A 22,086-nucleotide genomic window follows, 5' to 3' on the forward strand; every position below is an offset into this window, starting at 1 on the left:
GCCGGTTGACCGCAGCCGGCAGGACGCGGATGATCGGCGGCACGCCCTGCCCCCCGAAGACCGGAGCCTCGCCCTGATGCCGACCGATCTGCCTGCCGACCGCGCCGATGCCGGTATCACCCTGCCGCCGCTCGATGCGCTGGTCGATCTCGCGCGCCGTGCCGGTGAGGCGATCATGGCGCTCTACGGCCCCGGCGTCGAACGCTGGACCAAGGCCGATGAAAGCCCGGTGACCGCGGCCGATCTGGCGGCGAACGAGGTGCTGACCGCCGGTCTCTCCGCCCTTACCCCCGGCGTGCCTGTGATCAGCGAGGAAGCCGTCACCGAGGCGGAGCTTGCCGCCGGCGCGCCGGCCCCGGCCTTCTGGCTGGTCGACCCGCTCGACGGCACCCGCGAATTCCTGTCGCGCAATGGCGAGTTCACGGTCAACGCCGCCCTGGTGGTCGATGGCCGCCCGGTGGCAGGCGTGGTCGGCGTGCCGGCGACGGGGCGAATTTATGCCGGCTGCCCCGATGGCGCGGTGGTGGTGGAAGCCGATGGCAGCCGCCGGCAGATCCGGGTGCGCGCCGTGCCCGCCGACGGGCCGGTCGCCCTGATCAGCCGCAGCCATCTGGATCCGCGCACCCGCGACTGGCTGGCGGCTCACGAGGTGGAACGCAGCCGCCAGGCCGGCTCCAGCCTGAAACTCTGCCTGATCGCCGAGGGCGAGGCCGATCTTTATCCCCGGCTCGGGCGTACCATGGAATGGGACATCGCCGCCGGCCATGCGGTGCTCGCGGCCGCCGGCGGCCATGTCGACACCCTGGCCGGGCCTCCGCTCACCTATGGCAAGCCGGGGCTCGACAATCCCCATTTCCTCGCCCGCGGTCCCTGGACCACCGGCGAGGCGGCAGACGCATGAACGGCGGGATCGACAGCCGCCTGCTCTCTCGTCTGGTTTCTGCCCTCACCGCCAGCGCCGGCCGCCATCCGGCAAGCCGGGCGGATCTGGAGCGCCGTGCCCGCAGCCGGCTGACCCGCTGGCAGGAGGCCGCCGCCCTGCCGCCCGAGACGCTGGATGCCATGGTCGCCCGGGCCCTCGACAAGGTCGCCGCCGCCGGACTGATCGATGATGACGCCTATGGCCGGCTCAGGGCCCGCAGCCTGCGCAATCGCGGCCGGCCCCGCGCCGGTATCGCGCGCGACCTGTCGCTGCGCGGGCTGGAAGCGGACCGGATCGAAGGCGTGCTCTCGGACATGGCCGAGGATGAGGGCGGCGCCGATGACCGGATCGGCGCCATCGCCTATGCCCGCCGTCGCAGGCTGGGCCCCTGGCGGCCGGACGTGGCCCGCGACGGCACCCGCCAGCGCGACATCGCCGCCATGGCCCGCGCGGGCTACTACCCCGATCTCGCCCGCCGGGTGATCGATGCGATCAACGTCGAAGCCCTGGATGACTGGGCCGCCGACCCCGACGCCCTGCCCGACCGGCGCCGGCCGGGCAGCACGGTCGAAGACTGACGCATCAGCCCAGGCTGCGCTCGATCTCGTCGGCCAGCGCCTCCAGTTCCTGGGCGGCGGCAGAACGCGGCTCGGTTTCCGAGACCGCAAGCCCGTCGAGCAGCGAGGCCGCAAAGCCGGTCCGGTTGGCGAAGCGGGTGGCCGCGACCGGCGCGCCCAGCTCGGTCACCGCGTCGATCATCGCCTGGGCCAGGCGCGCGCGGGGGGCCACCCGGTTCAGCACCAGCAGCACCCGCCGGCGTTCGGCGCGCACCAGTTCCAGCGTCGGCCGTGTCGCCCCCACATCGAAGGGATTGGGCTGCACCGGGACCAGCACCAGATCGGCGGCGCGCACCGCACGGCGGGCGTCGTTCTCGGCCTCGGGCGGCGTGTCGACGATGACCACGTCGTGCTCGCGCCCAAGCCCCGCCAGTTCGCCATCCAGACGCCAGCCCGACAGGGCGCGCATGGTGACCGGTGGCCGGTTCGGGCTGCGCTCCGACCGCCAGCCCGCCCAGCGCGCCAGGCTGCCCTGGTCGTCGATGTCCACCACCGCGACCCGGCGGCCGCGAGCCGCCCAGCATCCCGCCAGCTGCGCCGCCAGTGTCGTCTTGCCGGCGCCGCCCTTCTGCTGTGCGATGGTCAGGATCATCTGCCGTCTCCCCGATACGTTCCTCATCCGGCGTTGCAGTCACCCGCCGATATCCAAGCCGAAGCGTGACCTCTGCGACGGCTGGCCGCAAGTCTCGTGCGCGGTTGCGTCGCGCGCCGCGGACCGGCATAGTCGGCGGATACCGACCCTGTGGCGCCGGCCGGTTCCGGTGCCCGCCCCGTGCGGAGACAACCACATGCTCAGCGCCGAAGAGAGCCTGAACTTCATCCGTGAACGGATCGACGCCCTCGGGCATGGCAGCAAGCATCATGAGCGGGCCGCCCATGATGCTTTGACGCTGCTGTCGAAGCACTGGTCCGAAGAAAGCGGCGAGTCCATGGACAACGACCTCGCCGTCATCGAAATGATCGGCCAGGATCTGGCCGACCTGCAGCGCCACATCGCCGATCTGCAGCATGCCTATCTGAAGGCGCTTTTCGGCGACAAGCCCGACTGACACCCGCACCCGTGACCTCTGAAACCACCCGCCGGCTGAAGGTGGCGGTCGATCCGGTCAGTGCGGATGACCGCCGCGCCGTGGACGAAGCGGCGGCGCTGGTCGCCGCCGGCCGGCTCGTTGCATTCCCCACCGAAACCGTCTACGGCCTCGGCGCCGACGCCACATCCGCAGCAGCCGTCGCCCGGGTCTATGCCGCGAAGGGCCGGCCGGCCCGCAACCCGTTGATCGTTCATGCGCCGGATGCCGAACAGGGGCTGAGGATTGCGCGTGCGGACGATCGGGCGCGTCTGCTCGCCAGCCTGTTCTGGCCCGGGCCGCTGACCATGGTGATGAACCGCCGCGCCGATTGCCGCATCGCCGATGCCGCCACGGCCGGCGGACCCACGGTTGCCGTCCGGGTTCCGGCACTTTCGGCGGCACGCGCGCTGATCAAGGCGGCCGGCGTGCCGATGGTGGGGCCCAGCGCCAACCGTTCGGGCCATGTCAGCCCCACCACCGCCGATCATGTCCTGGCCGACCTGAACGGGCGCATCGCCGCGGTGCTGGATGCCGGGCCCTGCCCGGTGGGCGTCGAATCCACGGTCATCGACCTTTCGGGTCCGCAGATGCGCGTGCTTCGGCCCGGCGCCGTCACCATCTCGATGCTGCGGGCCGCACTCGGTACCGATGATCTGGCCGGTTCCCTGGATTCTGCAGATCTGCCGGCCGATGACGGGCTCTCCGCCCTGCCCTCGCCCGGCATGCTCGGCAGCCACTATGCCCCCCGCCATGCGGTGCGGCTGGATGCGACCGCCCCCCTTCCCGGCCGGCGCGAGGTGCTGCTTGCCTTCGGTCCGCCGCCGCCCGGCTTTGCCCGGGTGCTGCAGCTGTCGGCCGATGCCCGGCCGCGCGAAGCCGCCCGCAGGCTCTATGCCCTGCTGCGCACCGCCGACGGCCTCGACGTCGACGGCATCGCCGTCGCCCCCTTGCAGCTCCCCGCCGCCGATCCCGACGGCGAGATCCTGGCCGCTCTTGCCGACCGGCTGGGGCGTGCAGCAGCTCCGAGAGACTGAGCCCTGATGCCGTCATCACCCCGACATGGAGAGGCTCTAAGGTGAGCGATCTTTTCGATCGCAAAAGCGGAGCGGTGATGCGGCAAACCAGGGAGGAGGATCTCGACCGGCTGATCGCACTTGCCCTCGCCGCACCGGGTGATACCGGCAGCGCCATCGGCGACATGCCGGCACCGGGCGACTGGCGGGCGGGCGCGATTGCGTTGCGCGCCACGCCGATCGCCGCGACCACCCATTGCATGGATGTGGTCGATCGCTTTCTTCGGGATCCGACCCTGCCGGCCCTGGCCGTGGTGGACGGCAATGACCGGCCGATCGGCCTGGTCGGACGTACTCATCTGCTCTACGAATTTGCCCGTCCGTTCATCCGCGATCTGTATGCCCGCCGACCGATCCGCGAGTTGATGGCGCGTGATCCGCTGGTGGTCGATGAAGAGACCGGCATCGAGGCGCTGGGCGCCGAGATCACCGCAGCCGGCGGCGGCGCCTTTTCGGCCGGTTTCGTGGTCACCGCCGGCGGGCGCTATCTGGGGGTGGGCTCGGCACTCGACGTGATGCGCCGCCTGGTGGCCCGCATGGCCGAACACAACCGCGCCCTGGACCGGGCGGTCGAAGAGGCCGAACGTGCCAATGCCGCCAAGACCGCCTTCCTCGCCAATATGAGCCATGAACTGCGCACGCCGCTGAACGCGGTTCTGGGCTTTTCGGAAATCATCATGACCCAGATGCTGGGGCCCGTCGGCCATGCCCGCTATCTGGAATATATTGGCGACATTCATTCCTCGGCTGAGCATCTGCTGTCGCTGATCAACGATCTGCTCGACATTGCCAAGGCCGATGCCACCGGGCTGCCGCTCGACATCGAACCGGTCGACGTCATAAGCCTTGCCGCCGAGACCCTGCGTATGGTGGCACCGCGGGCCGAAAAGGCCGGGGTCGTCCTTGCCGCCGACCTGCCGGAGCGGATGCCGGTGATCACCGGCGATCGCCGGCGCCTGCGTCAGATCCTGCTGAACCTGTTGTCGAACGCGGTAAAATTCACCCCCGACGGCGGCGAGGTGCGGCTGATCCTGGAAGACCTGCCGGCCGAGCCGGGCGAGCCGGCCCGGATCCGGATGATGGTCGCCGATACCGGCATCGGCATGACGGCCGAACAGATCCCGATCGCCCTGTCACGCTTCGGCCAGATCGATTCCAGCCTGACCCGCCGCCATGACGGCACCGGCCTGGGGCTGCCGCTGTCGCGGGCGCTGGCCGAGATGCATGGCGGCGGGCTCACCATCGACAGCACGCCCGGCTTCGGCACGACGATCACGGTGACCCTGCCTCACCGGGCGATGGTACGTCCGGCCGGAACGGATCCGGTCAAAGCAGACCAAGGGCTCTGAGTTCCGCCGCAAGCTTCGGGTCACCGCCTTCGGCGCTGCCGGCCCGGCGATCGGCGGGCGCATCCTCGGGCTTCAGATAGCGCCAGCCCTGATGCGGCTTGCGCGACTGGGTCTCCGTCTCGACCAGCTCCGGGTCCAGCACCAGCGCACAGCGGCGCACACCGTCGCTCCCCTCCACCGGCTCCAGCGCCACAAGACGCTGACGGGCGGAGACCAGGCCGCGGATCACCCAATAGAGCGAGCCGCCATCCAGCAGGGCCGCCGTTTCCTTGGGCGTCTGGCGAGTGACGTGGACAAGCAGCGGCGGTCGGCCCGCAGCGCGGGCCTCAACCAGCCGGGCGGCCTGGAGTTCGGCGAGATGTTCGACCGAGTTGACCCCGACCGCGAGTTTGAGAAGATGCAGCGTCATGGCGCGCACTCTATGCCGTCCCGTGCCGCCGCGCCAGAGGCTGCCATGCGCCCACCTCCCCCGACCACGCCGTTCCCCCGGAAGGCCCTGCCCCATGCCCACACCGCTGAACCACCCCTCGCCCGCGATTCTGGACCGCATCCGCACCGTGGTGGGCCCGAAGGGCTGGCGTGACGAGCCGGCGGCGATGGAGCCGCATCTGAAGGAATGGCGCGGCCTCTGGACCGGAAAAACCCCTGCCGTGGTGATGCCCGCAACCACGGAAGAGGTCGCGGCCGTGGTGACGATCGCGGCCGAAGCCGGCATAGCGCTCGTCCCCCAGGGCGGCAATACCGGCCTGGTCGGCGGTGGTGTGCCCACCGAGACCGGTGACGAGCTGCTGATCAGCCTCGCCCGGATGAACCGGATCCGCGATGTCGATGCCGCCGGCGGCAGTCTCGTTGCCGAGGCCGGCTGCATCCTGGCCGATGTCCAGGCCGCGGCGGCGGAAGCCGGCCGACTGTTCCCGCTCAGCCTCGCCTCGGAAGGCAGTGCCCGGATCGGCGGGCTGATCTCCACCAATGCCGGCGGCGTGCATGTGCTGCGCTATGGCAGCATGCGCGATCTGGTGCTGGGGCTGGAGGTGGTGCTGCCCGACGGGCGGGTGTGGAACGGGCTGCGCCGGCTGCGCAAGGACAATACCGGCTATGCGCTGCGCCAGCTCTTCGCCGGCGCCGAGGGTACGCTCGGCATCATCACGGCGGCGGCACTCGAACTGGTGCCGATGCCGCGCCACCGGGCGGCGGCCTTCGTCGCCATGGGCTCCCCCGAAGCTGCCCTCGACCTCTTCGCCCGCGCCCGCGCCCATGCGGGTGACCTGCTCGAAGCCTTCGAGCTGATCAATGCCACGCCGATGGGCTTTGCGCTCCGCCACATTCCGGGCCTCGGCGACCCGCTGCCCGATGCCGCCGGGCCCTGGTTCGTACTGATCGAACTCGCCGGCCCCATTCCGCTGGGGGAGCTGCTCGAAGGTCTGCTCGGCGAGGCGCTGGAGGAAGGTGCGATCGAGGACGCCGCCATCGCCCAGTCCGAGACCCAGCGCAATGCCTTCTGGTCGCTGCGCGAGGGCCTGTCCGAGGCGCAGAAACCCGAGGGCGCCAGCATCAAACACGACGTCTCGGTACCGGTCTCGGCCATCCCGGCCCTGATCCGCCGCGGCGGCCGGCTGGTCGAAGAGCTGATCCCCGGCGCCCGGCTCTGTCCCTTCGGCCACATGGGCGACGGCAATATTCACTTCAACGTCAGCCGGCCGGTCGACATGACCGATGCCGATTTTCTGGCCCGCTGGCACGAGGTCGCCACCGCCGTACATGATCTGGTGGCGGAGCTGGGGGGCAGCTTCTCGGCCGAACACGGCGTCGGCCGGCTCAAGACCGCCGACCTCACGCGCTATCGCTCCGAGGTCGAGGTCGGGCTGATGCGGGCGATCAAGAACGTCATCGACCCGGCCGGCATCATGTCCCCCGGCCGGGTGCTGTCGCGGGATTGATACGACAAGGCGGCCGTCAGCCGATGAAGGCCGCCATCACCGCCTTCAGCACCGGCCGGATGCGGGCCGCGCGTTCCGGCAGGAAGCTGAAGGGCGGGCCGTTCTCTTCCATATAGGTCTCCTGGACCAGTTCCATCTGGATCGCCTCGACACCCTGATCCGGGCGGCCATAGTTGCGGGTGATGTGGCCGCCGACAAAGCGGCCGTCGACCACATGGCCATAGCCCGCCGCTCCGGCCGCCGCCTCCGCCGCCGCGGCGACCCGCGCCCTGCGCTCCGGGCTCATGCTTGCGCCGCGGGCGGTGCCGATGTTCAGATCCGGCAGCCGCCCCTCGAACAGCCGCGGCACCACGCCGCGGATCGAATGGGCATCCCAGAGCAGCGCATGGCCATGGGCGGCCCTGGCCCGGTCGAGTTCCGCCGCCAGCGCCGCATGATAGGGCTGCCAATAGCTGGCCACCCGCCCGGCGATCTCGGCCGCGTCCGGTTCCGCACCGGCCAGATAGAGCGGCCGGCCGTCGAACAGCGTCGTCGGGCAGAGCCCGGTGGTCGCCTGGCCGGGATAGAGGCTCTCGCCCGAGGACGGCCGGTTCAGGTCGACCACATAGCGCGACAGTCGGGCGGCGATGATCGTGGCATCGAAGTCCGCCGCGAAGTCATAGAGTTCGGGGATGTGCCAGTCGGTATCGGCCAGATCCAGCGCCTCGGGCGTCAGCCGCGCCTCCAGCCCGTCGAACAGCCCCGTGCCGCAATGGGGCATGCTCACCACCAGCGCGGAACCGCCGCGGCGAAGGGTGTAAACCTCGTGCACCGTCGTCTCACCGGTCATCCGGCCATGCCCTCCCTCTCCAGGCTCACCTCGGTCAGGTCGCAGAAGCGGCCTTCGCGCACCATGTTGCCCGCTGCCGTCAGGTCCGGGGCGAAATAGCGGTCGGTGTCGTAAGACGGCACCACCGCGCGGATCCGCGCCACCGCCTCTTCGACCTTGGCCGCCGCGCGGAGTGGCCGGTGGAACTCCAGCCCCTGCGCCGCCGCCAGCAGCTCGATGCCCACGATCTCCGACACATTGTCGGCGATGTCGCCCAGCCGCCGGGCGGCAAAGGTCGCCATGCTGACATGATCTTCCTGATTGGCCGAGGTCGGCAGGCTGTCGACGCTGGCCGGATGGGCCAGGGTCTTGTTCTCGGACGCCAGCGCCGCGGCGGTCACATGGGCGATCATGAAGCCTGAATTGAGCCCGGCATCCGCCACCAGGAAAGCCGGCAGGCCGCTGATCGAGGCGTCGATCAGCATCGCGATCCGCCGCTCCGCCAGCGCGCCGATCTCGGAAGCCGCGATCGCCAGCTGGTCGGCGGCCATGGCCACCGGCTCGGCATGGAAGTTACCGCCCGAGATCACCTCGCCCGTGTCGGTCATCACCAGCGGGTTGTCGGTCACGCCGTTGGCCTCGATGGTCAGCGTACGCGCCGCCATGCGCATCTGGTCCAGCACCGCGCCCATCACCTGCGGCTGGCAGCGCAGCGAATACGGGTCCTGCACCCGGTGGCAGTCGGGTCCCTGATGGGCGGCGTTCAGCGGGCTGTCCGCCAGCAGGTCACGATAGGCTGCCGCCGCATCGATCTGGCCGGGCTGGCCGCGCAGCGCATGGATGCGCGGATCGAAGGGCCGATGGCTGCCCATCACCGCCTCGACCGCGATTGCGCCCGAAACCAGGGCGGAACGATAGCAGCGCTCGATCCGGAACAGCCCGTCCAGCGCCAGCGCGGTCGACACCTGGGTGCCGTTGATCAGCGCCAGACCTTCCTTGGCCCCCAGATCGAAGGGGGCGAGCCCGGCATGCGCCAGCCCGTCCGTGGCCGGCAGACGCTCGCCGCCAACCGTCACCTCGCCGATCCCCAGCAGCACGCCGCAGAGATGGGCAAGCGGCGCCAGATCGCCAGAGGCACCGACGCTGCCCTTGGACGGGATCACCGGCAGCACGTCCGCGGCATGCAGCGCCAGCAGCGCTTCCACCAGTTCCCTCCGCACGCCCGAGGCGCCCACCGCCAGGCTCGCCGCTTTGATCGCCAGGATCAGCCGCACCACCGGTGCCGCAAGCGGCGCCCCCACGCCTGTCGCATGCGACAGGATCAGATTGCGCTGCAGGCGGGTGAGGTCACCGGCGGCGATCCGCTTCTGGGCCAGCTTGCCGAACCCGGTATTGATGCCATAGACGGCCTCTTCGCCGGCCGCGATGCGCTCGACGATCGCGGCCGACGCCGCCATCCGTGCCGGCGCCTCACCGTCCAGCACCAGGTGTGGCCGCTCCGCCCAGATCCGGCGAAGATCGTCGAGCGGGATCCGGCCGGGTGCCAGGACCAGGGTCTCGGTGGTCTCGGTCATGCATGCAGCCTTTCGAGCGCGGCCCGGAAGCGGCGGGCGATGGCGTCCTCGTGAATATGCCGGCCGCCCGCCACGACATGGCGACCCCCGGCGAAAACATCGGTGACCAGCGGGCGGTTGGCGGCGAAAATCCAGCCGTCGAGCACGCTTTCCGGCCGGCGGCCGGTCAGCAAGGCATCCGCGGCGTCCAGCACCACGATATCGGCGCGCGCCCCCGGCGCGATGCGCCCGGCATCGATCCCCAGCGCCCCGGCACCGCCCTCTACCGCCGTCAGGTGCAGCGTCTCGCCGGTCGATCTGCCGGCGCCGCCCGACAGCACGGTGCGCCGGCCACTCACCAGCCGCTGGCCGTATTCCAGCAGCCGCAACTCCTCGGCGACGCCGATCGAGACATGGCTGTCGGTGCCGATACCGAAGCGCCCGCCCTCGGCCAGGAAGGCCTCGGCCGGAAAGATGCCGTCGCCCAGATTGGCCTCGGTCACCGGGCAGAGCCCGGCCACGGCGCCGCTCCGCGCGATACGGCCGCGCTCGCCTTCGGTGATATGGGTCGCATGCACCAGGCACCAGCGCCCGTCGACCTCGGCATGGTCATACAGCCAGTCGACCGGCCGGGCGCCGGTGGTGGCCAGGCAATCGGCCACCTCGCGCGGCTGTTCGGCGATGTGGACATGCACGGGGCCCGTCGGCCGCGCCGCCAGCACCTCGGCCAGCAGAGCCGGCGGCACGGCGCGCAGGGAATGCGGGGCGATGCCGACCACCAGATGCGGATCGGTCGCGGCTTCGCTCTCCAGCCGCGCGACCAGGGCCAGGAAGCGATCGGCATCCAGGATGAAACGGCGCTGGCCTTCCGTCGGCGGCAGGCCGCCGAAGCCCGATGCGGCGTAAAGCACCGGCAGCATGGTCAGCGCGATGCCGGTCTCGCGCGCGGCAGCGACGGCGCGCAGGCTCATCTCCGCCGGATCGGCATAGGGGCTGCCGTCAAGGTCGTGATGCAGGTAATGGAACTCGCCGAGTGCGGTGAAGCCCGCCTTCAGCATCTCGACCTGGCCCCAGGCGGCCACGGCCTCGAAATCTTCGGGCGTCATCCGGCCGAGCGCCCGATACATGGCGGCCCGCCAGCTCCAGAAACTGTCGGCGCCTTCGGCCCCGGCCCGCTCCCCGAAGCCGGCGATCGCCCGCTGATGGGCATGGCCGTGCAGGTTCGGCATGCCGGGCACGGCATAACCATCGAAACGCGGCACGTCGCCCGCCGGCACGGTGTCGGTGTCGACTGCGGCGATCCGGCCGGCCGCGTCTATTGTGACCAGAACATCACGCGCCCAGCCCGCAGGCAGGCGGGCAGTCTTCAGGAACAGTCTCTGCATCTGGCTCCGCTCCGGTCTTGACCTAGACAAGCCTATACAAGCTTAGACAAGTCTGACAAGATCGTTCTCGACGCGACCGGAATGGAGACGACGGCCATGACCACGGCACCCCGCTGGGACCGGATCTGGGTGAACCTGCATGTGGCAACCATGGTCCCGGGCGACGAGGCCTATGGGGCGATCGGCGATGCCGCGATTGCCGTAAAGGACGGCCGCATCGCCTGGGTCGGCCCGGCACGGGATCTGCCGGGGCTGCCCGGCGCCCTGGCGGCCGACGTGATCGATGCCGGCGGCGCCTGGATGACGCCCGGGCTGATCGACTGCCATACCCATCTGGTCCATGGCGGCAACCGCGCGCGGGAATTCGAGCTGCGCCTGAACGGCGCCTCTTACGAAGAGATCGCAAAGGCCGGCGGCGGCATTCTTTCCACCGTCACCGCCACCCGTGCCGCCGATCAGGACCGGCTGGTCGCCGACGCCCTGCCCCGGTTGGATGCGCTGCTCGCCGAGGGTGTCACCACCGTCGAGATCAAGTCCGGCTACGGGCTTGAGACCGATACCGAGCTGCGCATGCTGCGCGCCGCCCGGGCACTCGGCACCCGCCGTCCGGTCGACATCCGCACCACCCTGCTTGGTGCTCATGCCCTGCCGCCCGAATTCGCCGACGATGCCGAGGCCTATGTCGATCTGGTGGCGCGCGAGATGATCCCGGCGGCTGCCGAGGCCGGCCTCGCCGATGCGGTGGATGCCTTCTGCGAGCGGATCGCCTTCTCCACCGACCAGACCAGGCGGGTGTTCGAGGCGGCACGCGCCGCCGGCCTGCCGGTCAAGCTGCATGCCGAACAGTTGAGCGACCAGAAGGGCGCGGTGCTCGCCGCCGAATTCGGCGCGCTGTCGGCCGATCACCTGGAATATCTCGGGGCCGACGGCGTGCGGGCCATGGCCGCCGCCGGTACGGTCGCGGTGCTGCTGCCCGGCGCCTTCTACATGCTGCGCGAAAAGCAGCTGCCGCCGATCCTGGAACTCAGGTCGGCCGGCGTGCCTATCGCCATTTCCACCGACTGCAACCCCGGCACCTCGCCGGTGACCTCGCTGCTGCTGATGATCAACATGGCCTGCACCCTGTTCCGATTGACGCCCGAAGAGGCGCTGGCCGGGGTCACCCGGGTGGCCGCGCAGGCGCTTGGGCTTGACGATCGCGGCACCATCGCGGCGGGCCAGCGTGCCGACCTGGCCCTCTGGCGCATCGGTACCCCCGCCGAGCTTGCCTATATGGTCGGCTTCAACCCCTGCATCCAGGTGGTCCAGGCCGGCCGGCCGCGGGATCCGCGCATGGGCTTCGCACAGGCCGCCGCCGCATGACCCAGCCGCTCTACCGCCGGATCAAGGAAGCGATCCGCGCCCGGGTGGTCGAAGGCGACTGGCCCGAAGGCAGCCAGCTGCCGTCGGAGAACCGCCTGCTCGAAGAATTCGGCGTCAGCCGGATGACCGTGCATCGCGCCCTGCGTGAACTGACCGACGAGGGCCTGCTCGCCCGCGTCCAGGGGGTCGGCACCTTCGTCGCCGAGCGCCGGCCCGGGGTTTCGGTGGTGGAGCTGCGATCGATCGCCGACGAGATCACCACCCGCGGCAATCGCCACGCCGCGCGGGTGGAGGTGCTGGACGAGGTGCGGGCCGATGCCGCCCTCGCCCGGCAGATGAACCTGCCCGAGGGCGCCCGGCTCTGGCACTCGATCGTGCTGCATACCGAAAACGACGTGCCGATCCAGCATGAAGAGCGCTGGGTGAACCCGGTTCTGGCGCCGGACTATCCGGCCCAGGATTTCACCCGTATCACCCCCACCGCCTATCTCTCGGGCCTCCATGCCGCGCCCGAGGTCGAGCATGTGATCGAGGCGACCGCCGCCCCCAAGACCATTGCCGCCCGGCTGGGCATCGCCCGCAACGACCCGTGCCTCAGGCTCACCCGCCGCACCTGGGTCGATCGGGGCGTGGTCACGCTCGCGATCCTCACCCATCCGGGCACCCGGTTCCGGCTTGGCACCCGCTTCCGCGCCGGCCCCGGCACCATGCCGCTGGCGGCGGGTTTCTGATCTCAACCGCTGGCACGCGCCAGCAGCCGGCCCATGGTGCGGATCACCGCCGCCCCGACGCTTCGCCGCTTCGGGCCCAGGATGGCATCGGTCGGCCCCCGCCCCTCGATCGCCAGATGCCGGCCCAGCGTGCTGCCGAAGCCCGCCAGCCACACCGCCGAGAACCGGTTCACCCGGCCCAGGATCGAGCGCATGTCGACATACATCACCCGGACGGTCTCGTCGCTGTCGGGATGTTTCTTGGTCAGGGGCAGCGGCTTGCCGCCCACCGCCTGATACATCGGCACAAGGCGGGGGATGGCATCGAACAGCATGAAGCGCACGCCCATCGACAGGCTCAGCCGCTCCACCTCGCGGAACAGATCATAGCGGATGCGGTTGCCGCGGAAATCCGGATGGACGACCAGCCGCGAGACCTCGACGAAACCACCCTCCCAGAACTGTTCGGGCACCGGCACCTGAGCCTGCAATTCGCTCAGCGACCGGTCACCGCCATTGACCACCAGCCGGGCGGTGGCGATCGGCTTGTCGCCCAGATAGGCCAGAAACAGGAGCGACGAGCCGTCCAGCCGGTCGGCCCAGTCGGCCGGGTCGCGCGCCTCGGGCCGGCGCCCGTAGAACTGATTGGCATCGCGCCGGAGCGCGCGGGCCGTCACCATATCCGCCGCCCCCGCCGCCGGCACCACGCGCAGATGCCGCATCAGCCCGCGCGGCTTCAGCCCATGGGTCCAGAGCGCCTGAATACCGAATCCCGGCGCCGTACAGGCCGCCAGAACCGCCGCCCGGTCGATCGCGGTCGGGTCGGCCATGCGCAGCAGGACGCGCACCGCTTCCCCTCCGCTCTCCACCCCGATGATCCGGCTGCACAACCGGAAAGGCGCGGCCCATGGGCGTACCACGGTCAGGGTCATCAGCGTGCCCGGCACCAGCAGGGCCGCCGGGCCGGTCACCTCCGCCACCGCTTCATAGGGGCCGATGGCCGTGACCAGAGCCGGCAGCCGCCGGCGGTTCAGGCTCCGCCCGTCCAGCATCGCCGGCAGCGGCCCGGTCGGACATGGCAGCTGATCCACCACCGGCGCCGGGATCGCGGCCTCCAGCCGGATGGCGCCCCGGTCGGCATCCACCGAGGTACGGACAAGCCGGAGCGGCCCCAGCCGCCGGCGGCGGATCGCCCGCCGGTCGACCCGGGGCTCGACCGCCACCGCCGCCGCCGGATCGGCCAGCCGCCCGGCAACCACATCCGGCAACCGCCCGGCCGCAGCCATGAAGCACCAGCCGCCATCGGCCTCCAGCGCCAGCCGCCCGTTCAGCCGTTCCGTCCCGACATGCAGGCAGACGGCGACTGCGTGCGGCGGCGGCAGCCCGACCGCCGCCATCGGAGATGGCGCGCGCGTCGCCTCCGCAGCTTCAGGCCCGGCCATTGCATCTCTGACAGGCAGATCGATCAGCGTCATGGCGCGCCTCCCCAGTGGCGGGTGGGTCTTTTGAATTATGATATCTTTGATTGTAAATGATAATCACCATGGGTTGATAATCAAAATCACGTCTCACGAAATGAGATTCTCACCCTGAACCCGGCCCGGAGGGGCCACGGGATGAGGGCGCCGGAGCGGGGAACGTTTCGCGGTTGATAATCAACCATTGAATGATATTCTTTTTGCTTATACGCGGCATGATTTTCACGGTCCGCGCATCCTTTTCGCGGATGGCCGCGACCACCTGCGCCTCGGCGGAGGGTTCGCCATGCACATAGAAGACCTCACGGCCCTGATTCAGGATGACGTCTTCCTGCCGGTCCGCATCGATGCGGGTGGCGGTATCGATATCCTGCTCAAGATCGAAGGGCTGAACCCCGCAGGCTCGATCAAGTTCAAGACCGCGGTCGCGATGATCGCCGATATGGAACGGTCCGGCCGGCTGAAGCCCGGCGCCACGGTGGTCGAAAGCTCGTCAGGCAATCTGGGGCTGGCGCTCAGCATCGTCTGTCGGGCGCTCGGCTATGGTTTCGTCTGCGTCTCGGACCCCAACATCTCTCCCGCCACCCGCGACATGATCGAGGCCACCGGCGGCCGGATGGAACCGGTGACGGAGACTGACGAGAACGGCGGTTATCTCGGCACGCGGCTCAGGCGGATCGCCGCCCTGCTCGACCGCCATGCCGGCTGGGTGTGGACCAATCAATACGGCAATCCGGCCGCGAAATGGGCCCATCACCGCTGGACCGGCCCTGCCGTGCGCCGGCGGGTCGATCGGCCGGATTTCCTGTTCGTCGGTGTCGGAACCGCCGGTACGGCCATGGGCTGTGCGGAATATTTCCGCATCAACGCCCCCCAGACCCGGGTGATCGGCGTCGACAGTGTCGGCTCGGTGACCTTCGGCCAGGTCCCCGGCCGGCGCTATCTGCCAGGGCTCGGCGCCAGCCAGCAGCCGCCGCTTTTCGAGGCGGCGATGCTGGATGCACAGGTGATCGTACCCGAGACCGAAACCGTCACCGCCTGCTGGCGTTTCCGCCGCCGGCACGGCTTCCTGATCGGCGCCTCCACCGGCACCGTTCTGGCCGGCATCGCCCGCCATGCCGCCGCTGGCGCCATCCCGCCCGGAGCCACGGTCGTCGCCCTCTCGCCCGATCTGGGCGACCGCTATGCGGCCACGCTCTACGACGCCGCCTGGATCGGCAGCCGCTATGCCGATCTGCCCCCCGACATTGCCGAGGCCCTTGCCGCATGACCGATGATCGCATGCTTCAGCCGGCCCCCTTCACCGTCATCGGTGCCGAGGCCGTCCGCCGTGCCCTTGCCGCCCGCCCCGGCCATCTGGTCGCCCTGGTGCGGGACACATATCTCGCCCATGATGCCGGCCTGACCGTCAATCCCGACAGCTATTTCCTGCGCTTTCCCGACCGTCCCGGCGACAGGATCATCGCCCTGCCGGCCGCGATCGGCGGCGATGCGCCGGTTTCCGGCATCAAGTGGATCGCCAGCTTTCCGGGAAATCTCGCCCGCGGCATCGACCGCGCCTCGGCGGTGCTCGTCCTGAACGACGCCCAGACCGGCTACCCCTTCGCCTGCCTGGAAAGCTCGATCATCAGCGCCGCCCGCACCGCCGCCTCGGCCGTGCTCGGGGCCGAACTGCTCCACGGCCCGGAAAGGCGGGCGCGACAGGTGGCGGTGATCGGCGCCGGGCCGATCGCCCGGGCGATCACCGACATGCTTTTTGCCACCGGCTGGCATGCGGGCGGCCTGGTGGTCCATGATCTCGACCTCGCCCGCGCCACCGCCTTCGCCGATGCGATCGGGCTGCGCCGGCGGATTGCGACCCGGGCAACGGCGGATATCTCGTCGGCGATCCGTCACGCCGATCTGGTGATCTTCGCCACCACCGCCGGCCGGCCGCATGTGATGGACGCGGAGCTCTTCGCCCATGCGCCGACCGTGCTTCACGTCTCGCTGCGCGATCTGGGGCCGGAGGTGATCCTGTCGGCCTGGAATCTGGTCGACGATGTCGATCACGCCCTTAAGGCCGATACCTCGCTGCATCTGGTGGAAAAGGCGCGTGGCGATCGCGGCTTCGTTGCCGGGACCGTCGCCGATGCGGTGCATGGGCGCATCGCACCCGACCGCAGCCGGCCCAGGATCTTCTCGCCCTTCGGCATGGGCATTCTGGATCTGGCCCTCGGCCTCGATGTCTGGAAGGCGGTCACCGGCCAGGGCGGCGGGATCGCGGTGCCCGATTTCTTCCCGCGCACGGCGACCCTCGGTCTCTGATACCCGCCCGGCGGTGATGTCCGCTCAGCCGCCCGGCCACGCCAGAAGCCGGCCCATGCCGCGGATCACCGCCGCGGCGGGGCTGCGCCGGTCGGGCCCCAGGATCACATCGGTCGGCCCCCGCCCTGCAATCGCCAGATGCCGGCCCAGCGTGCCGCCGAAGCCTGCCAGCCACACCGCCGAGAACCGGTTCACCCGGCCCAGGATCGCGCGCATGTCGACATACATGACCTGCTCGATCTCGTCGCTGTCCTGATGCTTCTTGGTCAGCGGCAGCCGGCGGCCGCCCACCGCCTCGTAAAGCGGGGCAAGCTTGGGGATGGCGTCGAACAGCAGATAGCGCACCCCCAGCCCCAGGGCCAGCCGCTCCACCTCCCGGAACATGTCGAGGCGGATGCGGTTGCCGCGGAAATCCGGATGCACCACCAGCCGGGACACCTCGACGAAGCCGCCCTCCCAGAATTCCTCCGGCACCGGCACCAGGGCCTGCAATTCGCTTCTGGACCGGTCGCTGCCATTGACCACCAGCCGGGCGGTGGCGATCGGCTTGTCGCCCAGCAGGCCCAGAAACAGGATCGAGCAGGCATCGAGCGGATCGGCCCAGGCCTCCGGGTCATGGGCATCGGGCCTGCGGCCATAGAACTGGTTGGCATCCCGCCGCAGCCTGTAGACGGTCGCCATGTCGGCCAGCCCCGCTACCGGCACCACCCGCAGATGCCGCATCAGCCCACGGGGCTTCAGCCCATAGGTCCAGAGCGCATGGATGCCGAAACCCGGCGCGGTGCAGGTGGCCAGCACCGCCGCCCGGTCCACCGAGGCAGGATCGGCCATGCGCAGCACGATCCGTGCCCCGGCATCGTCCCCTCGCATCTCTGCGGCAACGATCCGGCCACGCAGTCGGAAGGGGGCCGCCCAGGGCCGTGTCACGGTCAGGGTCATCATCGTGCCCGGGATCAGCAGGGCGGCCGGCCCCGTGATCTCGGCCACCGCCTCATACGGCCCGATGGCGGTAACCAGGGCCGGCAATCGCCGCCGGTTCAGGCTGCGCCCGTCCAGCATCGCCGGCAGCGGTTCGGCCGGACGCGGCAGCCGGTCGGCCACCGGCCCGCAGATCGCCGCCGTCAGCCGGATCACGCCCGCGCCCGCATCGACCGAGGCAACCGCCAGCCTGAGCGGACCCACCCGCAGGTGGCGGAGCGCACGGCGGTCGATCTCGGGCATCACCGCCACGGCGATCGCCGGATCCGCAAGCCGCTGCACCACCCGTTCGGGCAGGTATCCGGTGGCCGCCGTAAAACACCAGCCGGCAGCGGGGTCACCCGAAAGCCGTCCGTCTATCCGCTCCGGGCCGATATCGAGACGGACCGCGACGGCATGGGGCGGCGGCAACCCGGCAGCACCTGCCGGGTTCTGGGCCGGCAGGCCGGTGATGCGTCTGGTTTCCGGTGCCCGTCCGATGACGGGCAGATCGATCAGGGTCATGGCACGCCTCCCCGGTCCTGGTCGCGTCCCCTGAAACAGGATGCCGGAGATTGTGGACCATATCTACTTTCAGTTGATCAATAAAACGACGTGCTGTCGCCAGGGGTCGCCGCTATCATCGATCCACCCCCCCCTTGTTTCCATGCCGGAGCCTGGTCCGCATGACGCCGATCGACGCCACCCTGGCCTTCACCCTGGCCGCCCTGTTGATGACCCTGACCCCCGGCCTCGATACGGCGCTGGTGTTGCGCACCGCGGCGGTGGAGGGGCCGAAGCGCGGCATGCAGGCGGGGGCCGGCATCTGCATCGGCGTGCTTGCCTGGGGCGTGATGGCTGCGGTCGGGCTGGGTGCCGTGCTGGCGGTCTCGCAGTTCGCCTATGAAACCCTCAGGATCATCGGTGCCGCCTGGCTCATCTGGATGGGCATCTCGATGATCCGCGGCGCGCGCACCGGCGGCGCGGCGCTGGATGCCACGGCCACGGCGGCAGCGCCGCGGGCCCGCGGCCAGGGCTGGTTCATGCGCGGCCTGCTCACGAACCTGCTCAACCCCAAGGTCGGCGTGTTCTACGTCACCTTTCTGCCGCAATTCATTCCGGCAGGCGGCGACGTGCTCACCTGGAGCCTCGCCTTCGCCGGCATCCACGCCGTCGAAGGCCTGCTCTGGTTCCTGGCCATCACCCTTGCCACGCGCCGTCTCGCCTCGATCCTCAGGCGCGGCGCGGTGGTCGCCTGGCTCGACCGGGTGACCGGCGGGGTTCTGGTGCTGTTCGGTCTCAAGCTCGCCGTCGACGTCCGCTGAGTCGCGGCCGGCGCCGGCACTCGCCCAAAGGAGGTCCAAACGCATGGCGGTCCGGATCCGGCGCGCGGTCGAAAGCGATATGTTCGCCGTCTACAAACTGCTGCGGTCATCGACCCTGAATGCCCGCAATCTGCCGCTCGATGCCCGGCGGCGCATGTTCCGCCCGGTCTGGGGCGGTAACGAGGGCTATTACGGCTTCCTGATGGAAGACGAGAAAGAGGTGACCGGCTTTCTGGGCACCCTGTTCACCACCCGCGAGATCGACGGCCAGCCGCAGGATTTCTGCGAGATTCACAGCTGGTATGTCCGCGACAGCCATCGCGATGAAAGCCTGAACCTGCTGCTGCCGGTGATCGGCATGCGCAAGCGCACCATCGTCAATCACACGCCCACCCAGACGGTCTACGATATCGGCGCGCGTTTCGGCTTCAGGGATCTGGAGACCGGTGTCGTCGCCTTCTATCCCCTGCCGACCAGCCTTGGCCGGCCGGATTACCGGGTCGGCAACCGGCTGGTGCCGGACCGGATCGATCCCGCGTCGCTCCGCATCCTGGCCGAGCATCGCGACCTGCGTAACTGCCACCATGTCGCGATCGAGGATCCCGACGGCCCGCCGGTCTATGCCATGTTCAAGACCGTGCGCCGGCGCTGGTTCGAGCCTTTCGGCCGGCTGATCCACACCAGCGATCCGGCGGCTTTCGGCCGGCTGGCCGGGCGCATTGCCTGGCGGCTGTGTCTGCGCCATCGCTGGCAGGCGATCATCGCCAATCAGACGATCTTTGACGGCGTGTCGCTTACCGGTGTCACCCGCAGGGTCGGCCGCGACGTGCCCTCGCAATTCCGCTCGAAGACGCTGGAAGCCCGCCAGATCGACCAGCTCTGCTCGCAACCCCTCCTCCAGGGCTACCGGCTGCACTGATCGAAACGACCGCCTCGGGTCAATCCCGATCGGCCATGGCCGCTGCCTTGAGCGGGATCGGCCGGCCACTGCTGCGTCGGGGGCGCGGCGAGGTGGTCACCACCGGGCGACCGGCGGCCGGCTCTGCGGCAACCGGCGTGGCCGGTGCGACCGGTCCGGCTGCCGCATGCCGTGTCTCGACGGCGGTTTCCACTGCCGCAGCCTCGCTCGCCACCGGCTGATCGCGGTCGTCGATCCGGAAGCCTGCCACCATTTCGGCCAGCTGGTCGGCATCGCCGATCAGTTCGGCTGCCGCCTCGGCGCTGGTGCGGGCGGCGATGCGGTTGTCGGCCGATGCAGCCCCCAGCGCCTCCAGCTCGCGCAGCACCGCATCTCCGGCTTCTCGCGCCTGGACCGAAGCTTCGGCCACTTCGCCTGCTGCACGCGCCACTTCGGCGCTGCTGCCGGCGATTTCATCGGCTGCTCCGGCCTGCTCCGCCACCGCCTGGGCGATGGCAAACGCCGCACCATCGGCCCGGCCGACCGCTTCGGCGATCCGGGCCATACCGGCCTCGATCCGCCCGATCCGGGTTTCCAGATCGGCCATGGCCGCGACCACCTCGCCCACCACAGCCTGGCTGGCGACGATCTTGGCGCCGATCTCTTCGGCCGCATCGGCCGACTGGGCGGCAAGGCGCTTCACTTCGCCTGCCACCACCGCAAAGCCGCGCCCGGCCTCGCCCGCGCGTGCGGCCTCGATCTGGGCGTTCAGCGCCAGCATGTGCGTCTGCTGGGCGATATCCAGGATCACCTGATTGACCGAGCCGATGCTGCGGCTCGATTCGTCCAGCCGGTTGACCGAACGGGTCGCGGCATGGGCGGCTTCGGCACCGTCGGCGACGATCCGGCCGACCTCGCGGCCTTCATCGACGGCGGCCCGCATCGCCTCGGTCACCGAACGCGCATGGCCATCCAGATTGCGATTGGCGACGACGATGCGCTGCACCGCATCCGATGCCGCAGCGGCGCTTGCCGACAGTTCTTCCGCGATCGAGCCAAGCCCCGAGATGACGTTCATCGCCCGTCCGGCCGCATCGCGCGCGCCGGCCGCCCGGCCGTCGGTCTGGTCGGCGGCCTGGCCCAGCCGGCCACCCATCCGGTCCAGATCGCGTGAGCGCACCGCCAGCGAGGCGCCGACATCACGCACCCGGCCCAGATCGCCGCGCAGCCGGGCCAGCATATGGTCCAGATCACGGGCCATGGCGCCGACCTCGTCATTGCGTCGGCCGCCGTCATGCTCGGCGGTCAGGTCGCCTTCCGCCGCACGGGCCAGCACCTTGCGCATGCCGCCGATCGGCCGGGTAACCGCCCGTCCGATGATCAGCCCGGCAAGCAGGGCCGCCACGGCCGCCACCACGGCCAGGGCGATCATTGCGAACCGGGTATCGGCGGTGGCGGCGGCCTCGGCGGCGCCGCGGGCATCGGCGGTCTCGGTCAGGCTGCGCCGGGTTTCGGCCAGCAGACGTGCCGCACTGGGCCCCAGCACCTCCACCGCCTCGGTCCGGCGTTCGGCAACCTGGCCGACCAGTTCACGCAGGGTCTTCGCCCCCTTGGCCAGATCATTACGCAAGGTCGAAATCTTCGACAGCGTCTCCAGACGCCCCGGATGCATCATCTTCAGTTCCAGCGACAGCACCGCCCGCTTGGTCTCAGCCAGCGCCGCATCCATCGCATCGGCATGGGCCATGTTGCCCGACGCCATGAACAGGCCCGCTTCTTCCCGCGCCGTCAGCAGGAAACGCTGGATCACCGCCGCCTGATAGGCCGACTGGATGTCCTGATCGATATAGCTTTCGCGGATGATGTCGGTCAGCCCACCTTCCGAGGTTCTGAAGGCCGGCTCCATCTGTTCCCGCCAGAGCGTGCCGCGGGCAATCTCCACCTCGGCCAGTTCCTCGACCGCCTTGCCGAAAGCCTGGGTCGCCGCCGCGACCTCGGCCGCCGCGGCCCCCAGATCGTCGATGCGATCCTCGGCTGCCCGGACATGGCTGCGGAATGCCTCCAGCCGTGCCGGATCGCCCGTTGCGACCAGCAGATCCGCCGCTGCACCGGCAGCGACAAGGTCGGCCTCGGCCGCAGCCATGGCACGGGCGGCACCGACATCGTCCTTATAGGCGGCAAGCCCGGTGCCGGCCCTGTCCAGTGCCACCACCGCCGCGCCAAAGCCTGCCACGGCCAGAACCAGCAGAACGGCAAAGCCGATCGTCAGCTTGCGACGGATGGTCATGGAACGCACGCTCCCGAACCGATTGGCGAACGGTCCCCCCAAAACCGG

At 70.0% G+C, this 22,086-nt stretch carries 20 protein-coding genes; 12 read left to right on the forward strand and 8 right to left on the reverse strand.

Going from position 1 to position 22,086, the window contains the following annotated elements; translation table 11 throughout:
- Positions 1 to 76 precede the first annotated feature (76 nt).
- The gene (cysQ, locus tag P7L68_RS19115) at positions 77 to 901 is read left to right on the forward strand and encodes a 3'(2'),5'-bisphosphate nucleotidase CysQ (RefSeq protein ID WP_372000762.1); all 825 of its coding nucleotides are present in this window, start codon (positions 77 to 79) and stop codon (positions 899 to 901) included.
- The gene (locus P7L68_RS19120) at positions 898 to 1,500 is read left to right on the forward strand and encodes a regulatory protein RecX (protein ID WP_372000764.1); all 603 of its coding nucleotides are present in this window, start codon (positions 898 to 900) and stop codon (positions 1,498 to 1,500) included. The genes cysQ and P7L68_RS19120 overlap by 4 nt, the downstream gene beginning before the upstream one ends.
- A 4-nt stretch (positions 1,501 to 1,504) precedes the next feature.
- On the opposite strand, the gene parA is transcribed toward P7L68_RS19120, so the two are convergent.
- Entirely contained in the window at positions 1,505 to 2,131 is a 627-nt protein-coding gene (parA, locus tag P7L68_RS19125) for a ParA family partition ATPase (protein WP_372000766.1), read from the reverse strand.
- Between the two features lie 196 nt (positions 2,132 to 2,327).
- Here parA and P7L68_RS19130 point away from each other — a divergent pair, with 196 nt between their 5' ends.
- The 3 genes from P7L68_RS19130 to P7L68_RS19140 are packed head-to-tail and all read left to right on the forward strand — an operon-like array spanning position 2,328 to position 5,031.
- Positions 2,328 to 2,588, forward strand: a complete 261-nt coding sequence (locus P7L68_RS19130) for a hypothetical protein (RefSeq protein ID WP_372000768.1) — start codon at positions 2,328 to 2,330, stop codon at positions 2,586 to 2,588.
- An 11-nt stretch (positions 2,589 to 2,599) separates the two neighbouring features.
- Positions 2,600 to 3,643, forward strand: coding sequence for an L-threonylcarbamoyladenylate synthase (locus tag P7L68_RS19135; RefSeq protein ID WP_372000770.1), 1,044 nt, complete (start codon positions 2,600 to 2,602; stop codon positions 3,641 to 3,643).
- Positions 3,644 to 3,684: 41 nt separating this feature from the next.
- Positions 3,685 to 5,031 (forward strand): sensor histidine kinase, encoded by a 1,347-nt coding sequence (locus P7L68_RS19140; protein WP_372000771.1) that lies wholly within the window; start codon positions 3,685 to 3,687, stop codon positions 5,029 to 5,031.
- On the opposite strand, the gene P7L68_RS19145 is transcribed toward P7L68_RS19140, so the two are convergent.
- Positions 5,009 to 5,440 (reverse strand): DUF1489 family protein, encoded by a 432-nt coding sequence (locus tag P7L68_RS19145; protein WP_372000773.1) that lies wholly within the window; start codon positions 5,438 to 5,440, stop codon positions 5,009 to 5,011. The two genes, P7L68_RS19140 and P7L68_RS19145, sit on opposite strands and share 23 nt — an antisense overlap.
- 94 nt (positions 5,441 to 5,534) lie before the next feature.
- On the opposite strand from P7L68_RS19145, the gene P7L68_RS19150 reads away from it, so the two are divergent.
- Positions 5,535 to 6,968 (forward strand): FAD-binding oxidoreductase, encoded by a 1,434-nt coding sequence (locus P7L68_RS19150; RefSeq protein ID WP_372000774.1) that lies wholly within the window; start codon positions 5,535 to 5,537, stop codon positions 6,966 to 6,968.
- A gap of 16 nt (positions 6,969 to 6,984) precedes the next feature.
- On the opposite strand, the gene hutG is transcribed toward P7L68_RS19150, so the two are convergent.
- From hutG to P7L68_RS19165, 3 genes are read right to left on the reverse strand one after another with little or no spacing between them, the layout of a single operon-like run.
- Complete coding sequence (gene hutG, locus P7L68_RS19155; RefSeq protein ID WP_372000776.1) at positions 6,985 to 7,797, reverse strand: N-formylglutamate deformylase; 813 nt, start codon at positions 7,795 to 7,797, stop codon at positions 6,985 to 6,987.
- Positions 7,794 to 9,350, reverse strand: a complete 1,557-nt coding sequence (gene hutH, locus P7L68_RS19160; protein ID WP_372000777.1) for a histidine ammonia-lyase — start codon at positions 9,348 to 9,350, stop codon at positions 7,794 to 7,796. Before hutH ends, hutG begins: the two co-directional genes overlap by 4 nt.
- Complete coding sequence (locus P7L68_RS19165; protein ID WP_372000779.1) at positions 9,347 to 10,714, reverse strand: formimidoylglutamate deiminase; 1,368 nt, start codon at positions 10,712 to 10,714, stop codon at positions 9,347 to 9,349. The genes hutH and P7L68_RS19165 overlap by 4 nt, the downstream gene beginning before the upstream one ends.
- Positions 10,715 to 10,810: 96 nt before the next feature.
- Here P7L68_RS19165 and hutI point away from each other — a divergent pair, with 96 nt between their 5' ends.
- Entirely contained in the window at positions 10,811 to 12,076 is a 1,266-nt protein-coding gene (hutI, locus tag P7L68_RS19170; protein WP_372000781.1) for an imidazolonepropionase, read from the forward strand.
- The gene (gene hutC / locus P7L68_RS19175) at positions 12,073 to 12,807 is read left to right on the forward strand and encodes a histidine utilization repressor (RefSeq protein ID WP_372000783.1); all 735 of its coding nucleotides are present in this window, start codon (positions 12,073 to 12,075) and stop codon (positions 12,805 to 12,807) included. Before hutI ends, hutC begins: the two co-directional genes overlap by 4 nt.
- A gap of 2 nt (positions 12,808 to 12,809) precedes the next feature.
- Here hutC and P7L68_RS19180 read toward each other — a convergent pair whose 3' ends face one another.
- Positions 12,810 to 14,261 carry a GNAT family N-acetyltransferase gene (locus tag P7L68_RS19180; protein WP_372000785.1) on the reverse strand — a complete coding sequence of 484 codons (1,452 nt, stop codon included), beginning with the start codon at positions 14,259 to 14,261 and terminating at the stop codon, positions 12,810 to 12,812.
- A gap of 289 nt (positions 14,262 to 14,550) precedes the next feature.
- On the opposite strand from P7L68_RS19180, the gene sbnA reads away from it, so the two are divergent.
- Both sbnA and sbnB read left to right on the forward strand, forming a co-directional pair.
- Complete coding sequence (gene sbnA / locus P7L68_RS19185) at positions 14,551 to 15,534, forward strand: 2,3-diaminopropionate biosynthesis protein SbnA (protein WP_372000787.1); 984 nt, start codon at positions 14,551 to 14,553, stop codon at positions 15,532 to 15,534.
- A complete protein-coding gene (gene sbnB / locus P7L68_RS19190; protein WP_372000788.1) occupies positions 15,531 to 16,571 on the forward strand; it encodes a 2,3-diaminopropionate biosynthesis protein SbnB in 1,041 nt (346 codons plus the stop codon). The genes sbnA and sbnB overlap by 4 nt, the downstream gene beginning before the upstream one ends.
- A gap of 24 nt (positions 16,572 to 16,595) precedes the next feature.
- Here the strand turns inward: sbnB and P7L68_RS19195 are convergent, their stop codons facing one another.
- Positions 16,596 to 18,053 (reverse strand): GNAT family N-acetyltransferase, encoded by a 1,458-nt coding sequence (locus tag P7L68_RS19195; protein ID WP_372000790.1) that lies wholly within the window; start codon positions 18,051 to 18,053, stop codon positions 16,596 to 16,598.
- 161 nt (positions 18,054 to 18,214) lie between these two features.
- Here P7L68_RS19195 and P7L68_RS19200 point away from each other — a divergent pair, with 161 nt between their 5' ends.
- Positions 18,215 to 18,853 (forward strand): LysE family translocator, encoded by a 639-nt coding sequence (locus P7L68_RS19200; protein ID WP_372000792.1) that lies wholly within the window; start codon positions 18,215 to 18,217, stop codon positions 18,851 to 18,853.
- 43 nt (positions 18,854 to 18,896) lie between these two features.
- Positions 18,897 to 19,772 carry a hypothetical protein gene (locus P7L68_RS19205; RefSeq protein ID WP_372000794.1) on the forward strand — a complete coding sequence of 292 codons (876 nt, stop codon included), beginning with the start codon at positions 18,897 to 18,899 and terminating at the stop codon, positions 19,770 to 19,772.
- A 19-nt stretch (positions 19,773 to 19,791) separates the two neighbouring features.
- On the opposite strand, the gene P7L68_RS19210 is transcribed toward P7L68_RS19205, so the two are convergent.
- Positions 19,792 to 22,038: a methyl-accepting chemotaxis protein gene (locus tag P7L68_RS19210; RefSeq protein WP_372000796.1), complete on the reverse strand. Its 2,247-nt coding sequence runs from the start codon at positions 22,036 to 22,038 to the stop codon at positions 19,792 to 19,794.
- Positions 22,039 to 22,086 lie beyond the last annotated feature (48 nt).

The organism is Tistrella mobilis (genome assembly GCF_041468085.1).
GTDB lineage: Bacteria > Pseudomonadota > Alphaproteobacteria > Tistrellales > Tistrellaceae > Tistrella > Tistrella mobilis_A.

What these genes read in the sequence shown, in the direction of transcription:
- cysQ (WP_372000762.1), top strand. Translation starts at nt 77, where the DNA reads ATGCCGACCGATCTGCCTGCCGACCGCGCCGATGCCGGTATCACCCTG.
- P7L68_RS19120 (WP_372000764.1), top strand. Translation starts at nt 898, where the DNA reads ATGAACGGCGGGATCGACAGCCGCCTGCTCTCTCGTCTGGTTTCTGCC.
- parA (WP_372000766.1), bottom strand. Translation starts at nt 2,131, where the DNA reads ATGATCCTGACCATCGCACAGCAGAAGGGCGGCGCCGGCAAGACGACA.
- P7L68_RS19130 (WP_372000768.1), top strand. Translation starts at nt 2,328, where the DNA reads ATGCTCAGCGCCGAAGAGAGCCTGAACTTCATCCGTGAACGGATCGAC.
- P7L68_RS19145 (WP_372000773.1), bottom strand. Translation starts at nt 5,440, where the DNA reads ATGACGCTGCATCTTCTCAAACTCGCGGTCGGGGTCAACTCGGTCGAA.
- P7L68_RS19150 (WP_372000774.1), top strand. Translation starts at nt 5,535, where the DNA reads ATGCCCACACCGCTGAACCACCCCTCGCCCGCGATTCTGGACCGCATC.
- hutG (WP_372000776.1), bottom strand. Translation starts at nt 7,797, where the DNA reads ATGACCGGTGAGACGACGGTGCACGAGGTTTACACCCTTCGCCGCGGC.
- hutH (WP_372000777.1), bottom strand. Translation starts at nt 9,350, where the DNA reads ATGACCGAGACCACCGAGACCCTGGTCCTGGCACCCGGCCGGATCCCG.
- P7L68_RS19165 (WP_372000779.1), bottom strand. Translation starts at nt 10,714, where the DNA reads ATGCAGAGACTGTTCCTGAAGACTGCCCGCCTGCCTGCGGGCTGGGCG.
- hutI (WP_372000781.1), top strand. Translation starts at nt 10,811, where the DNA reads ATGACCACGGCACCCCGCTGGGACCGGATCTGGGTGAACCTGCATGTG.
- hutC (WP_372000783.1), top strand. Translation starts at nt 12,073, where the DNA reads ATGACCCAGCCGCTCTACCGCCGGATCAAGGAAGCGATCCGCGCCCGG.
- P7L68_RS19180 (WP_372000785.1), bottom strand. Translation starts at nt 14,261, where the DNA reads ATGACGCTGATCGATCTGCCTGTCAGAGATGCAATGGCCGGGCCTGAA.
- sbnA (WP_372000787.1), top strand. Translation starts at nt 14,551, where the DNA reads ATGCACATAGAAGACCTCACGGCCCTGATTCAGGATGACGTCTTCCTG.
- sbnB (WP_372000788.1), top strand. Translation starts at nt 15,531, where the DNA reads ATGACCGATGATCGCATGCTTCAGCCGGCCCCCTTCACCGTCATCGGT.
- P7L68_RS19195 (WP_372000790.1), bottom strand. Translation starts at nt 18,053, where the DNA reads ATGACCCTGATCGATCTGCCCGTCATCGGACGGGCACCGGAAACCAGA.
- P7L68_RS19200 (WP_372000792.1), top strand. Translation starts at nt 18,215, where the DNA reads ATGACGCCGATCGACGCCACCCTGGCCTTCACCCTGGCCGCCCTGTTG.
- P7L68_RS19205 (WP_372000794.1), top strand. Translation starts at nt 18,897, where the DNA reads ATGGCGGTCCGGATCCGGCGCGCGGTCGAAAGCGATATGTTCGCCGTC.
- P7L68_RS19210 (WP_372000796.1), bottom strand. Translation starts at nt 22,038, where the DNA reads ATGACCATCCGTCGCAAGCTGACGATCGGCTTTGCCGTTCTGCTGGTT.